The 13874-nt window shown below is 68.8% G+C and carries 16 protein-coding genes and 2 tRNA genes; 8 read left to right on the top strand and 10 right to left on the bottom strand.

What is annotated here, in order from left to right:
* Positions 1-29: 29 nt before the first annotated feature.
* Both AC1P0E_RS17005 and AC1P0E_RS17000 read left to right on the top strand, forming a co-directional pair.
* Positions 30-650, top strand: coding sequence for a DUF3566 domain-containing protein (locus AC1P0E_RS17005; RefSeq protein WP_482743016.1), 621 nt, complete (start codon positions 30-32; stop codon positions 648-650).
* A gap of 61 nt (positions 651-711) precedes the next feature.
* Positions 712-788, top strand: a tRNA-Ile gene (locus tag AC1P0E_RS17000).
* A gap of 55 nt (positions 789-843) precedes the next feature.
* Here AC1P0E_RS17000 and AC1P0E_RS16995 read toward each other — a convergent pair.
* From AC1P0E_RS16995 to AC1P0E_RS16975, 5 genes are read right to left on the bottom strand one after another with little or no spacing between them, the layout of a single operon-like run.
* Positions 844-1998: a tyrosine-type recombinase/integrase gene (locus AC1P0E_RS16995; protein WP_482743015.1), complete on the bottom strand. Its 1155-nt coding sequence runs from the start codon at positions 1996-1998 to the stop codon at positions 844-846.
* Positions 1998-2177 carry a helix-turn-helix domain-containing protein gene (locus tag AC1P0E_RS16990; RefSeq protein WP_482743014.1) on the bottom strand — a complete coding sequence of 60 codons (180 nt, stop codon included), beginning with the start codon at positions 2175-2177 and terminating at the stop codon, positions 1998-2000. The genes AC1P0E_RS16995 and AC1P0E_RS16990 overlap by 1 nt, the downstream gene beginning before the upstream one ends.
* Before the next feature lie 2 nt (positions 2178-2179).
* The gene (repSA, locus tag AC1P0E_RS16985) at positions 2180-3610 is read right to left on the bottom strand and encodes a replication initiator protein RepSA (RefSeq protein ID WP_482743013.1); all 1431 of its coding nucleotides are present in this window, start codon (positions 3608-3610) and stop codon (positions 2180-2182) included.
* Positions 3607-4008: an XRE family transcriptional regulator gene (locus tag AC1P0E_RS16980; protein ID WP_482743012.1), complete on the bottom strand. Its 402-nt coding sequence runs from the start codon at positions 4006-4008 to the stop codon at positions 3607-3609. The genes repSA and AC1P0E_RS16980 overlap by 4 nt, the downstream gene beginning before the upstream one ends.
* Positions 4005-4262 (bottom strand): hypothetical protein, encoded by a 258-nt coding sequence (locus tag AC1P0E_RS16975; protein WP_482743011.1) that lies wholly within the window; start codon positions 4260-4262, stop codon positions 4005-4007. The genes AC1P0E_RS16980 and AC1P0E_RS16975 overlap by 4 nt, the downstream gene beginning before the upstream one ends.
* Before the next feature lie 181 nt (positions 4263-4443).
* Here AC1P0E_RS16975 and AC1P0E_RS16970 point away from each other — a divergent pair, with 181 nt between their 5' ends.
* From AC1P0E_RS16970 to AC1P0E_RS16950, 5 genes are all read left to right on the top strand, one after another.
* Positions 4444-4815 (top strand): GntR family transcriptional regulator, encoded by a 372-nt coding sequence (locus AC1P0E_RS16970; protein WP_482743010.1) that lies wholly within the window; start codon positions 4444-4446, stop codon positions 4813-4815.
* A 155-nt stretch (positions 4816-4970) separates the two neighbouring features.
* Positions 4971-6203, top strand: coding sequence for an NsdA family TPR-like regulatory protein (locus tag AC1P0E_RS16965; protein WP_482743009.1), 1233 nt, complete (start codon positions 4971-4973; stop codon positions 6201-6203).
* A 338-nt stretch (positions 6204-6541) separates the two neighbouring features.
* Positions 6542-6853, top strand: coding sequence for a hypothetical protein (locus tag AC1P0E_RS16960; protein WP_482743008.1), 312 nt, complete (start codon positions 6542-6544; stop codon positions 6851-6853).
* 301 nt (positions 6854-7154) lie between these two features.
* Complete coding sequence (locus tag AC1P0E_RS16955; RefSeq protein ID WP_003958712.1) at positions 7155-7289, top strand: DLW-39 family protein; 135 nt, start codon at positions 7155-7157, stop codon at positions 7287-7289.
* A 345-nt stretch (positions 7290-7634) separates the two neighbouring features.
* Positions 7635-9035: a hypothetical protein gene (locus AC1P0E_RS16950; RefSeq protein WP_482743007.1), complete on the top strand. Its 1401-nt coding sequence runs from the start codon at positions 7635-7637 to the stop codon at positions 9033-9035.
* Between the two features lie 46 nt (positions 9036-9081).
* Here AC1P0E_RS16950 and AC1P0E_RS16945 read toward each other — a convergent pair whose 3' ends face one another.
* Together AC1P0E_RS16945 and AC1P0E_RS16940 are read right to left on the bottom strand one after the other, a co-directional pair.
* A complete protein-coding gene (locus tag AC1P0E_RS16945) occupies positions 9082-10428 on the bottom strand; it encodes a serine/threonine-protein kinase (RefSeq protein ID WP_482743006.1) in 1347 nt (448 codons plus the stop codon).
* Positions 10429-10459: 31 nt separating this feature from the next.
* A complete protein-coding gene (locus AC1P0E_RS16940; protein ID WP_482743005.1) occupies positions 10460-11008 on the bottom strand; it encodes a helix-turn-helix domain-containing protein in 549 nt (182 codons plus the stop codon).
* A gap of 162 nt (positions 11009-11170) precedes the next feature.
* Here AC1P0E_RS16940 and AC1P0E_RS16935 point away from each other — a divergent pair.
* Positions 11171-11243, top strand: a tRNA-Ala gene (locus tag AC1P0E_RS16935).
* A 52-nt stretch (positions 11244-11295) separates the two neighbouring features.
* Here the strand turns inward: AC1P0E_RS16935 and AC1P0E_RS16930 are convergent.
* The 3 genes from AC1P0E_RS16930 to AC1P0E_RS16920 are packed head-to-tail and all read right to left on the bottom strand — an operon-like array spanning position 11296 to position 13828.
* Positions 11296-12579 (bottom strand): ATP-grasp domain-containing protein, encoded by a 1284-nt coding sequence (locus AC1P0E_RS16930; RefSeq protein WP_482743004.1) that lies wholly within the window; start codon positions 12577-12579, stop codon positions 11296-11298.
* The gene (locus tag AC1P0E_RS16925) at positions 12576-12887 is read right to left on the bottom strand and encodes a putative quinol monooxygenase (protein WP_482743003.1); all 312 of its coding nucleotides are present in this window, start codon (positions 12885-12887) and stop codon (positions 12576-12578) included. The genes AC1P0E_RS16930 and AC1P0E_RS16925 overlap by 4 nt, the downstream gene beginning before the upstream one ends.
* On the bottom strand, positions 12887-13828 hold the full coding sequence (locus AC1P0E_RS16920) for an NAD-dependent epimerase/dehydratase family protein (RefSeq protein WP_482743002.1): 942 nt from the start codon (positions 13826-13828) through the stop codon (positions 12887-12889). Before AC1P0E_RS16920 ends, AC1P0E_RS16925 begins: the two co-directional genes overlap by 1 nt.
* Positions 13829-13874: the final 46 nt, after the last annotated feature.

The following is a 13874-nucleotide window of genomic DNA, read 5'->3' as shown; positions in this document are numbered from 1 at the left end:
GCTCTGCCGCGGACTCCCAGGGGGGGACTGTGACCGATACGCGGGGGCCTCAGCCTCAGAGTTACGACGGGTACGCGAGCGGGCCGTTGCCCGGTGAGCGTGAGCCGCAGGGGCAGGGCCAGTCGGCGCAGCCGTACCACCCGCCGCAGGCGTATCCGTCTCCGCCGGGCGGCGGTGCGACGGCCGGTGGCGGGACGCAGGGCGGGCAGCAGCGGGCCGGGCAGCAGCCGGGTGTCGCCGCGGTGCGGCTGCCGCGGACGGGTGCGCGTACGACGCCGCGTACGCGCAAGGCGCGGCTGCGGGTGGCCAAGGCCGACCCGTGGTCGGTGATGAAGGTGAGCTTCCTGCTCTCCATCGCGCTGGGCATCTGCACGGTGGTGGCGGCGGCGGTGCTGTGGATGGTGATGGACGCGATGGGCGTCTTCTCCACGGTGGGCGGGACGATCAGCGAGGCGACGGGCTCCAACGAGAGCAACGGCTTCGACCTGCAGTCCTTCCTCTCGCTGCCGCGCGTGCTGATCTTCACTTCGGTCATCGCGATGATCGACGTGGTGCTCGCCACAGCGCTCGCGACGCTGGGCGCTTTCATCTACAACCTGTCGGCGGGCTTCGTCGGCGGCGTCGAGTTGACGCTCGCCGAGGACGAGTAGGAAGCCGGCGGAACCGATTTTGGCACTGCCCCCGAGGTGCGCTAATCTTCAGGGGCAGCGCGGGGCTATAGCTCAGTTGGTTAGAGCGCATCCCTGATAAGGATGAGGCCACAGGTTCAAATCCTGTTAGCCCCACCAGCGCAAAGACCCCCAACCGATCATGGTTGGGGGTCTTTGACATCTACGGGTGACATCAGCCGATGAGCGGATCTTCCAACAGGTCCGCGAGGAGATCGGCCGCTTCCCGCTGATCGTCCCCCACCACGTGTGTGTAGACATCCATGGTCATGCTGATCTGGCTGTGGCGCAGGATCGCCTGAGCGACCTTGGGGTGCACCTTGAGGAAGGCCAGCAGGGTGCCGCAGGTGTGCCGGGCGAGCCGGACCGTGATCCGGCGGACGCCGGCGCGCTTCACCAGGGCGGAGAACGTACGGGAGAATCCGCCCGGCTCGATCATGCCGCCATGCCGTTCGGAGAAGATCAGGTCTTCCTCGGGCTGCTGCTCCCACTCCGCACCGGCGATCTGTCGTTCCAGTTCTTGCAGGTACCGGCGTTCTTCCAGGGCACGGGCGCAGAAGTCGGGCAGCGGAAGCACGGCGTGTGACGACTCGGTCTTGAGGTCTTTGAGGACCAGGCCGCCGCGTACGCGCTGCACCTGCTTGACTGGCGTGAACTGGTGACTCTCGAAGTCGATGTCTTGCCAGCGCAGGCCCAGCACCTCACTCCGACGCAGGCCGAGGACGAGCACCAGGACGAGAGCCGCGTAGAGGCGGTGAGCCCGTGCTGTCCGAAGGAAGAGGATCGCTTCCCGCGCGGTCCATGGCTTGGTCTCACGCTTGGTGACCTTGGGCATGTCGACCAACTCAGCGACGTTCCGAGTGACGATCTCCTCGCAGCGAGCACGATTCAAAGCGTTCCTCAGAACCCGCAGGACTTCGAAGCGAACCGAGGCCGGGACACCCTCACGCACCAGCGCGGCCATGAACGTACGCACCTGAGCAGGGGTGAGCCGAATGAGCGGCTTCTTACCGAGGTGCGGCAGCAGGTAGAGCCGGATCTTCGATTCGTACTTGACGTACGTGTTGTACTCCCGGTTCGGCTTGATGATCTGCTCAAGCCAGTAGCTCAGCCACTGCCCGACGGTCCAGGAGCGGGAGGGCACCGGTACGCCGTTGCGCTCCTGGTCTTGCAGCTTGGCCAGCTTCTCGGCGGTCTCGTCGTAATCCGCGCCATAGACGAACTTCCGCACCCGGTGGCCGTCGGTGTTCGTGACGTAAGCAGCGCCCTGGTACCGGCCGTCTTTGCGCTTGGTGATGGTGCCCCCGCCATTGGGGCGACGCTTCGCCATCAGGCTGCCTCCTCAAGCCGAGAAGCGAGGTACGAACGCAAGCCGTCCACCGGAACACGGCGACTTCGACCGATGGTGAGAGAGGGGAGGCGCCGCGTGCGGATCAGGTCGTAGACCGCAGTACGGCCCACCTTCAGCCGCGCCATGACCTCAGGCACGGTCAGCAGCTCATCCGGCATGGTCACCACTCCCCGTTGTGGTCGAGTGCTTCGAGTTCGGCGCGCATCTCGCGGGCGGTTTCGCGGTTGGTTTGGAGGTCGCGGGCGATGGTGGAGGCGAGCCAGGATTCGCCGGGTGTGTGGCCGTGTCCGGCGTAGGTCCAGTGGGCGAGGACGAGCGTGCTGCCCTCCGAGTCGTCCGAATCGAGGTCCGGCAGCCCGCGGGTCTGGCGTTCCTGTTGGGCGCGGTAGTCGGCGCGGACCTGGCGGAGGGCGCCGAGGGTGGTGGAGTAGCGGCGGGACTTGGTGGAGAAGTGGCCGCGGAAGCCGAGCATGTGGGACCAGTGCGCGAGCAGCCGGTCCGGGTAGGCGTCGTCCAGCTCCCAGCACGCCTCGATCAGGCGACGGGTGTGGGCGGGCAGGCCCGGCAGCTTGGCGAGTTCGGCAAGCTCTCCGATGCGGCGGTCTACGGTGCCGGTGGTCTCTGCGGCTTTGGTGGCGTACTTCGCGACGTAGGAGGCAACCGCCTGCTCGGTCAGGTCCTCATGCCCGAGTGCGCCGATGGGCTGCACGTCGACCTGCTCGCCCCAGTGCAGGGTTCGGCCGGGATGCGGATCGGCCGGCGGAACCTTCACGGAGACGCGGGAGGCCGCAGCGCGGATCGCGTCGGTCAGGAGCGGGACCGTGGCCCAGGCGGGCGGTTCGGTGTCGGGCCCGTTGGGTCCGTCGAGGCGCACCACGGCGTGGAAGTGCACCGAGCCCCGCTTTTGGAACTCTGCGACTTTGCCGAAGGAGACCCGGCAGTGGTCGGCCAACTCGCGCTGAGACAGGCCCGCACGCCCGGCGATCTCGCGGCGCAGGTAGGTGCTGAAGCGTTGCCACAGGGCCCCGGCGTGGTTGTTCCACAGCACCGCGCCCGCGTAGTCATACGTGCTCGGGTTCAGGGCCGTGCCCAGGACCGGTGACGTGTCGTCATGTTGGGTGCCACATCGGCAGCGCCCGGAGGCAGGACGGTTGTGGACGGGGCCGAACGAGGGTGCGGTGAGCGTCGCGAAGACGCGGGGGTGGTCGCGGACCGTTGCGGGTACGTCTTTGCGTGCGTCCCCGGTGATCCCGGCGCGGATCAGGTGATAGGTGTCCCCGGCGTAGGTCCAGGCGCAGGACGGGCAGCGGGAGGCCCGCCGGTTGCCGCAGGCGACCCGGAGCCGTCCGCCCGGTTCCTTCTCCGTCGAGTACGCGTACAGGGTTTCGGCGGTGGCCTTGTCCTTGGTGACGGTCCAGCCCATCAGGTGGACGGGGTCGGAGCAGCCGCCGGTTCGGCGTACCTGTTCCTGCCAGCGGTCGAAGCCGGGGGTGTTCGCGACCCGCAGCAGGTCGGCGAGGGTAGTGGGGTCGGTGCCCACGGCCGCCGCCACATCAGCGACAGCGGCCGGGGGAACGGGGAAGTGCGTCACGCGGCGACCTCCCCGAGACGAGTAGCGAGGCTGGTGACGAGGTCTTCGAGTTCGCTCACGCGCCGGGTCAGGGCCGCTTTGGTGGTGGGCCGGTTGAAGCCCAGAGCGTCGGGGGTGGCCCGGAACAGGGCGCACAGCATGACCTGATAAGACGGACCCGGCTTGGTGACCTCGTTCTCCCACCGGGACACGCACACCTTCAACGAGGCTTCAGCCGCGATCTCCCAGCCCCAGCTCTCAGCCAGGAGCAGCAGCGCACGCACGAGCTTGGCCTGAGACCAGCCGCGAGCGACACGGGCACGACCGAGCGGCGAATCCGGGGCGGACAAGGGACTCCGGGGCGGCTGCACCGGGGGCCGGGTGAAACCGGGCAGTGCGACGACCGTCGAGGCGTTCACGCGGCCACCGCCCCGAGGACGAGAGCAGGCAGCGGCTTTCCGGTCTCCCAGTCGAACGGCACGGCCACCGGGCAGCGCTCCCCGTCGTCGGTGTCGTGCATCAGGAAGCCGACGCCGTCCACCTTGATCCAGCCAGCCATCGGGACGTTCCCGCACGCCTGGCACGGGCTGGGCAGGTAGCGAACGCCGTCATCCGTACGGGACAGCGGAGCCGCTAAGGGCGCGAGGTGCGAGACAGAGAGCGTCGCGGGCATGATGGAACTTCCCTTCGTGGGACGAAGGAGGGCGGCGAATCTGCTTGGCGGTAGGAGCGTCGCCCTCCGGGTTTTGTGGCTTTGAAGACCACGTGACATAGCTTGCTATATAGTAAAGTAGAGCACAAGAGGTAGGGCGGCATAGGCTGTGCTATGTCGCTTCGATCGGTACTCTCGGCTCATGACGGTTGAAGCCCACGACCCCAGGTCCAAGAAGGTGCAGATCGCGGATGCGCTGAGGGACGAGATCGCTAAGACGCCCCTCCCGGCAGGGCATCGACTTGCCTCGCTCCGCGACTTGGCCGACCGCTTCAAGGTCACGACGGTGACCGTGGGGAACGCGCTGAAAGTGCTGGCTGACGAAGGCGTGATCGTCTCGGTGCCGACTCGTGGGTACTTCGTGCAGTCCCCGCCGAGTGCAGGTGGGGCCGGGCAAGTGACCGGCGGGCCCGCTAACCGAGATGAGATCAATGCCATCCACTCCGAGATTCAGCAACTTGCCGCCCGAGTAGCTGAGTTGGAGAAGCGATCCCAGTCCCCGAGCAGTGCCTGACAGTGATCCACCATGCGCGCCGGGCGAACGGGTAACTAGGGACAGGCCTGGTGTCACTGGGGGACAGCCTTGGTGCCAACCCCCTGTCACCCCCCGTGTCACCAGCTCCCTGAGTGCCAGACTCGAAGGTAAGCACCCCGACGGGAGGGCAGCACATGAGCGACGAACGACCGGCATGGGCGCGACGAATCGCCTCGGAGCGAGAGGTTCGGCAGTGGTCTCAGGCTGAGGTGGTTGCAGCCCTACGCGCTCACTCACCCAAGCCATTGCCGGAAGGCTCCAGCATGGTGCGGCAGTGGAAGCGGTGGGAGTCCGGCGAGGTCATGCCGAGCGACTTCTACCAACCGCTCATTGCAGCCACCTTCGGCACAGTGACCCATGCGATCTTTCCGGTTGCCGGGCAGCGGGACGGTAACGCCGAGATCGTCGCGGCGAGCGGCATGGAGACCCTCGACATCATCAGCCGGTTGCAGGCGTCGGACGTCGACAACGCCACGCTCGATGCGCTGCGGATCACCACCGATCGGCTGTGCTCGGAGTACCCGTATCTGCCGAGTGGGCAGCTTGCGGAGGAGGGGCGCCAGTGGCTCAAGCGCGTGGCCGGCCTCCAGTCGCAGCGGCTCACCCTTGCCCAGCATCGCGAAGTTCTCACGCTGTCAGGTTGGCTGGCGCTCTTGATCGGTTGCGTCGAGTACGACATGGGCGATCGCGCGGCAGCAGAGAGCACCCGCAGGGCAGCGCTGTCGTTAGCTCGCGAAGCTGACAACCCGGAGATCTCCGGATGGGCCCACGAGATGCGCGCATGGTTCGCACTCACCACAGGGGACTACCGCGGAATCCTGGCGGCGTCGCAGGCCGGGACGAATGCGTCTCCTTCGCACGGCGTCGCGGTACAGCTCGCGGGGCAGGAAGCCAAGGGATGGGCGCGCTTGGGGGACAGGCGACAGACCGAAGTGGCGTTGGACAGGGGAAGGAAGCTTCTCGAAGGGATGCCGTATCCCGAGAACCTTGATCACCACTTCGTCGTAGATCCCGCCAAGTTCGACTTCTACGCGATGGACTGCTACCGACTGCTCGGAGAAGACCGCTTCGCTGAGAACCTTGCCCACGAGGTGATCCGCGCGGGTACGGACTTCGACGGTTCCGAGCGCTCGCCCATGCGAATGGCGGAGGCGCGGATCACTCTTGGCGTGGTGGCTGCCCGGCAGGGCGACTTGGACCAGGCCGTCAACTACGGCGAGTGGGCGCTGAAGGGAGAGCGCCAATCTCTGCCATCGCTGCTCATGGTCAGCCGAGAACTGGCATCCATCATCAACCGGGACTACGCCGCAGAATCGGCAGGCCGCGAGTACCTGGATCACCTGACGGCGCTCACGCGCACCAGCTAGACCTGTTACAGGTTTCTCTACTTCATCAAGACCCCGCGCACGGCGCGGGGCGCGCCGCCTCTGCGGCGCGGCCTGCCTCCTGTCTCCGCCCCGGCTGGCCGCGCCCGGCGGCGCGCTGCGTGCTCGGGGATGGGCAGGAAACCCGTTGTGGGGGCGGTCGGCTCCACGGCTTTAGGCAGCCACTTTGGGGCGAGCCTCTAAGATCATGGCCCCGATTCGGGCTATTGCGGGCAGGCTAGGTGCTGCCCGAATCGCGGCCAGCGTAAGGGGCCATGATCACTCGCCCCAAAGCAGCTCCAGCCCAAAGCCGCTCCGCCGACCTCGCGTAGCGTGACCGCGTGGACGAAGAACCGGTGATCATAAAGCTCACGCACGACCAGGCGTTCGTGCTCTCGGACTGGCTCTACGAAGTCATGATGCAGTCCGACAAGCTCGATGCCATCGTGCCCGATCGTGCGGTCTGGTCGGGGATCTACAAGATCTCCGGCACCCTCGAAACGTCACTGACCGAGATCTTCGCGCCTGACTATGGCGATCGCCTGGAGCAGGCCAGGCAACGATTGCTGGATGCCATGGGTGGCGAGGACGACGAGGAAGCCATGAGCGACAGCGTGTCAAGAGCGCCGTCTCAGGGTGACATCAGCGGCTGACACCAACGCTGCCGATCGTGGGCGACTCCCACCGAACTCGCACGGCAGGTAGGCGCAGCACGGGTGCGGATCAACCGTGGTGCGGGGTGCCCCCTGACCGACCTGATAAGGATGAGGCCACAGGTTCAAATCCTGTTAGCCCCACCGCGGACCTGAGAAGGTCGAAGGCCCGGCAGATCGAAAGATCTGCCGGGCTTTTTGCGTTCTGCCCGGCGGGTAACTAGGTCACCGATCGGTATCGGTCGGTGTGTATAGTCGGGCGCCAGAAGTCTCCTACGTCAAGGAAAGACGAGGTCGCGCGGTGAAGAAGCTTCTCCTGGTCGCACTGGCCGCCATCGGCGGGCTCCTCGTGTACCGCCAGATCCAGGCGGATCGCGCCGAGCAGGATCTGTGGACGGAGGCGACTGACTCCGTGCCCGCAGGTTCGGGTGTGTGAGACCCAGTAGTCCCAGCACTGGCCCCGGTCGCTCAGCGGCCGGGGCTTTGTGCTGTCCGGGGGCGGTTTCGAGGCGGCCGAACGGGTGGCGGCCGGTTGTTGCGGGACCGTGACAGCACCCTTCTTGTATTCGCTCAGGCAAATAGTTAGCTTGCGAGAGCAAAGGGAGGGGTCTGGGGGTGATACGGCGGCCCGCGCAGACAGTGATGGGGCCGGCGGGGCAGGATGGACCGGCACTGCCACCGCCGCGGCGGTCGGCCGGGCTCTTGTCCCGGCTGCGGGGCTCGTGTTCGCGGCGATGCGGCGCAGGGCGGCCAAGGAGACGACACAAGGGGTGGGCGCGTGATGGGGCAGCGCAGCAGGGGCAGGGTGGCGCCGGCCGTGGTGGCGGCGCTGTGCGCGGTGGCGGCGCTGCCGGCGCAGGCGTGGGCCGCGGACGAGTCCGGTCCGTACACCTATGAGCCGTCGGCGCAGCCGGTCGAGGGGGCGGTGACCAACACCGACTCCGAGCAGCTGAAGGCGGGTGGGACGTACCTGGACTCGATCAAGCCGGGCGACAAGCGCTTCTACCGCGTGGAGCTCGACGCGAAGTCCAATGCCTATGTGTCGGCGACGGCCGTGCCCAAGCCGGGTACGAAGGTCTCGTACTCCGACGAACTCAAGGTGACGCTCCAGGACCGGGGCGGAAACTCGTGCAACTACAACGACGCGCGGTTCAGCTCGGCGGAGTTCGCGCGGCCGATCGGGACCTACGCTCACCGGACCATCGAGGTGGACGGCTCCTGCCAGGAGCAGGACACGTACTACGTCCTGATCGAGCGGACGAGTGCGGCGACCTCGTCGAGTGAGCCGTGGGAGCTGGAGATCCGGCACGTGACGGAGCCGAAGGTGGCGGCGGGCGGGGCGAGCGCGGCGCCGGAGAACTGGCCCAGCAGGTCGCCCGGTCCGCCGGCCGGCGGAGCGCAGGACCGCAGGGGCGGCACGAGCTTCTACAGCGCGACCGGGCTGGAGCAGGGCGAGTGGCGGGACAGGATCAAGCCCGGCGAGACGCTGTTCTACAAGGTGCCCGTCGACTGGGGGCAGCAGCTCTTCGCGAGTGCCGACATCGGCAGCACGGCGGGCGAGGGACACGTGTCCAACGCGCTGAGTTTCGCGCTGTTCAACCCGGCGCGGGGGCTCGTCGAAAGCGCGACCGGCGCTTCGTACGACGGCAAGCAGAAGTCGTCCTCGCTGGAGCCGCTGCCGCCGGTGGCGTACGAGAACCGCTTCGACTCGTCCGACGACGTCAATGGGATGCGGTTCGCGGGCTGGTACTACCTGAGGGTCAGCCTGAGCCCGGAGGTGGAGAAGGAGTTCGGGCCGGGGGCTCTCGGGCTCACGCTGCGGCTGAACGTCAAGAACGCTGCGCAGAGCGCGCCCGCGTATGCCGGGCCCGCCGGTGACTTCCGGGTGACCGAGGACGACCGGAGCGCGGCGCAGAGCGGGCAGAGCACGTCGGCGGCGGAGAAGAGCGCCACGATGCAGCTCGTCGCGGCGGCCGGGATCGGGGCGGGCAGCGTGCTGCTGCTCGGGCTCGGGGTGTGGACGCTCGTCGCCAGACGGCGCGCGGCGGCCGGGGCGGCGCCCGCCGGGGCCGGTGCGGGCCCGGACGGCGGGCCCGGTGCCGGGGCCGGCGGTGAGCTCGGCGTCGGGCCCGGTCAGGACAGTGGGGCGCCTACGCGGTACGGGCCGCCTGCCGCCTGGTAGACGGCCGGCCCTGGCGGCGGGCCCCTCCGGGGCGGCCCGGGCCCGCTCAGGTCTGGGTCAGCGCCCAGATGCCCACCGCGAAACAGACCAGCGCGAGCAGCAGCACCGGGACCGTCACCTTCGGGGGCGGTCCCGGCCGCTTGTGCGGCGCCTGTACGGGAGCCTGGGCTCCCCGCGGGACCGGTGGTGCCTGTGGAGTGGGAACCTCCGGGCCCTGAGCGGTGTAGGGACGAGTGAGGGCTTGTTCGTACTGCGCCGCGCCGGAGAGGGGGGAGGCCGCATGCGCGGGAAGGGGGGCGGGCGCGGGCGTAGCGGTGGGGGGCGTCGACGGCGGTGCCGGGTGCGGCAGTGGGGGCCGTTGCGGCGGCGGCGCGAGGTGGAAGCTGCCCGTCTGCGACATGGACGACGGCTGCTGTACGGGCTGCGCCTGGCCACCGCCGTTGTGTACGCCGCTCTGCGCCTGGCCCTGTACGTGGCTCTGTACGTGGCCCTGGGGGCCGGGCGGAGGCGGCGTTACGGGACCGTCCGGGCCGAAGCCGGGCGGGAGGGGGCCGATCTGGTCGAAGACCTCCACCGGCTCCTCGCCGGGCTCCGGTTCGGGCAGCATCTCGACGGCGGCGGTCAGTGCCTTGCGCGCGCCCGTCGCCGTACGGAACCTGGCCTGCGGGTCGGGCTGCAGCATCCCGGCGATGACCTGCCACAGCGGCTCCGGGATGCCCTGCGGGGCGCCCGGTGTGCCGTACGTCGCGAAGTGCTCCACCAGCGCCTGGGAGTCGGGCTTCTGACCCTGCACCAGGTAGAGGGCGACCAGGCCTACCGCGAACAGGTCGGCGGGGAAGTCGGGTTCCGCGCCCATCATCTGCTCGGGTGCGAAATAACCCGGCGTACCCACCACATAGTTGGTCTCGGTGAGACGGGGCTCGCCCTTGCGCATCGAGATGCCGAAGTCGGACAGCCGCAGATGCGGACGTCCGGTACCGGTGGCTTCCAGCAGGATGTTGGCCGGTTTGATGTCGCGGTGCACGACACCTTCGGCGTGGACCGCCGTGAGACCGGAGAGGAGCTGGTCGAGAAGGGTGCACACGAAGCGGGGCGGCAGCGGTCCGTAGTCACCGATCACATGCGCCAGGGAGCCGCCGCTCACCAGGTCCATGGTGAACAGCACCTTGTCGTCGTCCGCGGCCCAGCTGGCCGGGGCGAGGACATGGGGGTGGTCGATCCGCAGGGCCTGCTCGCGCACGAAACGCAGCAACGTGTGCGCGTCGCTCTGCTGGAGCACCTTGGCGGCCACGTACCGGCGGCGCCGGTGGTCCCACGACCGCCAGACGGCGCCCACCCCGCCGCGTCCGACCGGGTCGATCAGCTCGTACCGCCCAGCGAAGATCTCACCCATTGCGCTGTGCCCGCTCCCCGGTCCGCCTGCTTCAGCTCTGGTGCGCCTCGTAGTGGGCGACCGCTTCCGCGGTGCGCCCCGCGCCGTACACCCGGAGGAACTCTGCCAGTTCGGGGTGGGTCGGGGCGAGGGTGTCCGCCGCATCCATGATGTCGCCGGCCGCCGCTACGGAGCGCAGCAGCGACTGGATCTCACGCACCACGCGCCGCACGGTCGGCGCACCGGAACTGGCCGTGGTCTGGCTGGTGTTGTTGAGCACGGAGCCGCCCTGGGACTTCTTGATCTCTTCCATCCGGTCGGTGGCCTCGGCGGCGCTGACGCTGCCGTCGGCGACCTGGCCCGACAGGTCCTGCAGAGCCTGGACGCGCTGCACCACGGCCGGATTGCCGATCTTGGCGCGCTGGCCGCTCATCAGCTGGGACAGCATGGGCGCGGACAGGCCGAGCACCGCGGCGAGCCTGGCCTGATTCAGGCCCAGATCGTCGATCAGGCGACGGAAGAGCGCCCCGAGCGGTTCCCCGTACCAACTGCGCTGAAGCTCTCTGGCTCTGGCCGTCGACTCCTGCTGCGCTGCGTCCATTGCGTCTCCCCTTCGCTGCTGCGAACCTCGCCGAGCATCTTACGGAGCGTGGTCGCGGAGGGGGAGTCCCAATCCTTTTGCAGGATCAGGGGGGACACCCGGTACTCTTGTCTGCGGCGGTGGCCACGGTGGAGTTCCAACCGGTCACCTCCACCCGTGTTCGGGGCCTTAGCTCAGTTGGTAGAGCGCTGCCTTTGCAAGGCAGATGTCAGGAGTTCGAATCTCCTAGGCTCCACTCCTCCAGACCCCTCTGAACTGCGCAAACGCAGCCGGAGGGGTCTTTTTGCTCAGCCCTGGGCCGCATCCTCGGCGACGACGTGGAAGCGGATGCGCGCCGCCAGTTCCTCGCAGCGCCGGACGGCCTCGGCGCGCGTGGGCGCGTTGGCGAACACGTAACCCTTGTCACAGGCCAGGAGCGAGTCCATGGCCGCCGTCCGGTCGCCGACGTGCTTGCTGATGACCGCTCCCGCCGGCGACCCGGTGAAGCTCTTGAGGAAGGGGATCATGTGCGTGGGGGTGGTTCCCGCCGGGACCCGGCGCACCGGCACGGGGAGGTCGTCGACGCCGGTGATGTCGGTGACCACGCCCGGCTCCGAGTCCAGGAAGCGGATCGCGGCGCCGCGCTTCGGCTCCGGCGCCACCTCGGGGAGCCGGTCGATGCCCAGCGGGACGGTCATGAACAGCCGAGCCGGGTCCCAGCCCGTGGACCGGTTGACCATCTCGGGTATGCCGGAGCCGGAGAGCCGGTTGTGCGTCTCCAGCAGCCGGGGTCCGTCCGGGGTGAGCACGAACTCGCTGTGCGAGGGGCCGTCGGTGAGGCCGACCGCGTCGAGGACGCCGGCGGTGAGCTCATGGATCTCGGACAGGTACGGCGCCGCCTGGTCGCTGGGGACGCTGCACTCCCACTCGGCGAAGTGCTCGTTGACCTGGTACTCGCAGACCCCCAGCACCACATGGCGCCCCCGGTGGGAGAACCCCTCGACGCTGACGACCGGTCCCTGGAGGAATTCCTCGGCCAGTACGCCGCCGTAGCCGAACGCGGCCACCTCCCGCACCGCGGCGACGGCGTCGTCCGCGTTGTCCACCTTGTGGATGTGCAGGCTGCCGGCGCCCTTGCCCGGCTTCAGGACGATGGGTCCGCCCACCGCCGCGAGGAACTCGACCGCTTCGGCCTCGCCGGTGATCTGCCGGTGGCGGACCGGGCTCAGGCCGTGCCGGTCCAGCGCCTGCCGCGTCAGCGCCTTGTCCTGGATGATCCGGGAGACCTCCGGGCTGGTGCCGGGAAGGCCGAGCTTGGCGTTGACCTCCCCCACCGGGACCGCGGCCAGCTCGGTGGTGGTGAGGATGAATTCGAACGGGTTTGCTTCGTGCAGCGGCTGGAGCAGGCGGAGCAGTTCACCGGTGTCGGTGATGTCGCCGGTGAGGATCGCGGAGCAGTGCGGCTCGGCCTCGGCGGGGTCGAACTGGCCTTCCGTGTGGACCAGGGTGACGTCGATGCCGAGTTCCCTGGCCCCGTGGACGGGGGCGGGACGGCCGCCGACGACGGCGATACGGCGGGGGGTGGTGGTCATGCGGTCGCTCCTTCGGACCTGGGCACTACGGGGGTACTCGGGTGTACTTCGCGTTCGACGCGCGGCAGGATCTCCGGGAGGTAGATGTCCTGGATGGCGCTCCCGTCGCCGTGGGCCTCCCAGTGGGAGCGGCTCTCCCACCGCTCGACCAGGACGAACCGTCCACTGTCCTCGTGGGACTGGTACGCCTCCCAGTGGACGCACCCGTCCTCCGCGAGACACAGCGGGCGCATCCGGGCCAGGGCGTCGGCGACGGGGCCCACGTCACCGGGGAGCGGGACCCGGACGATGACGATCAGATCGAACATCACTGCTCCTCGGCCGCGGTACGGGCGAGGTCCGGGAGCCACTCGGCAATGGCGGGCAGTCGTTGGCCGAGCCCGTCGGCCCTGGCCGTCGACAGGCCGAAGTCGGCCGGACAGGAGAAGGGGGACAGCGCGGGGTCGCCGGACGGATCGGCCTTCTCCACCACGACGGCCTTGAGCCCCGTCGACTGTTCCACGGCGGCGCAGATGCCATGGACGCCGGTGGTGTCGGGAGAGGCGACATTGACGGCCCCGGTGACCTCGGAGGTCGTCGCCCAGGCCAGGAACCGGGCCGCGTCCGGGGCGTGGACCAGGGAGGTCCGGCCGGGGCCGGCGTGCGTGACGATGGGCAGCCCGGCGCGGATCCGGTCGAGGTGGAACTGGTACCGGCCGGTGAAGTCTCCTCTCGCGGCCAGCACATGGGCCACCCGGGCGATGACGACCGGAACCTCGGCGCAGCGGGTCAGCGCGGCCTCGGCCTGGCGCTTTCCCTCACCGTAATTGGCCCCCAGGAAGTCGGGGTCGTCCCAGGGAAGTGCGGTGTCGTACGCGTACTGCGCCGGGTCGAGTTCGTCCTCGCGGGCGAAGGCGCTGAGCGCCGGCGCGGGAATCCGCCACCGGAACGTCTGCGCGTTGTAGACCTCCATGCTGCTGGTCAGGATGAACTTCCCCGCCCGGTCGCCGAAGGCCTGGCATGCCTCAATGGCAGCGTTCGGCGTGCAGCACATCTGGTGAATCACCGCGTCGAAACGCCGTCCGGCCACCGCGTCGGTCAGTTGCCCGGGCCGGGTGACGTCGCCGCGCAGCCGCAGTACGGACTGTCCGAAGTCGTCGGGGGTCCGGCCGCGGGTGACCACGGTGACGCGGTGGCCTTCTTCGAGCAGTCTGTGAACCAGGAGCTTGCCGAAGAACCGAGTGCCTCCGATCACGCAGACGTCAGCCATGTGCCGCTCTCCTCATCGCTTGTATTGCCGTCATCGCTCGCGGGCC

This window comes from Streptomyces sp. TRD_SC_5 (genome assembly GCF_056836825.1).
Note: the sequence above shows the minus strand (reverse complement) of the source record. Positions and strands in the feature narration are given on the sequence as shown.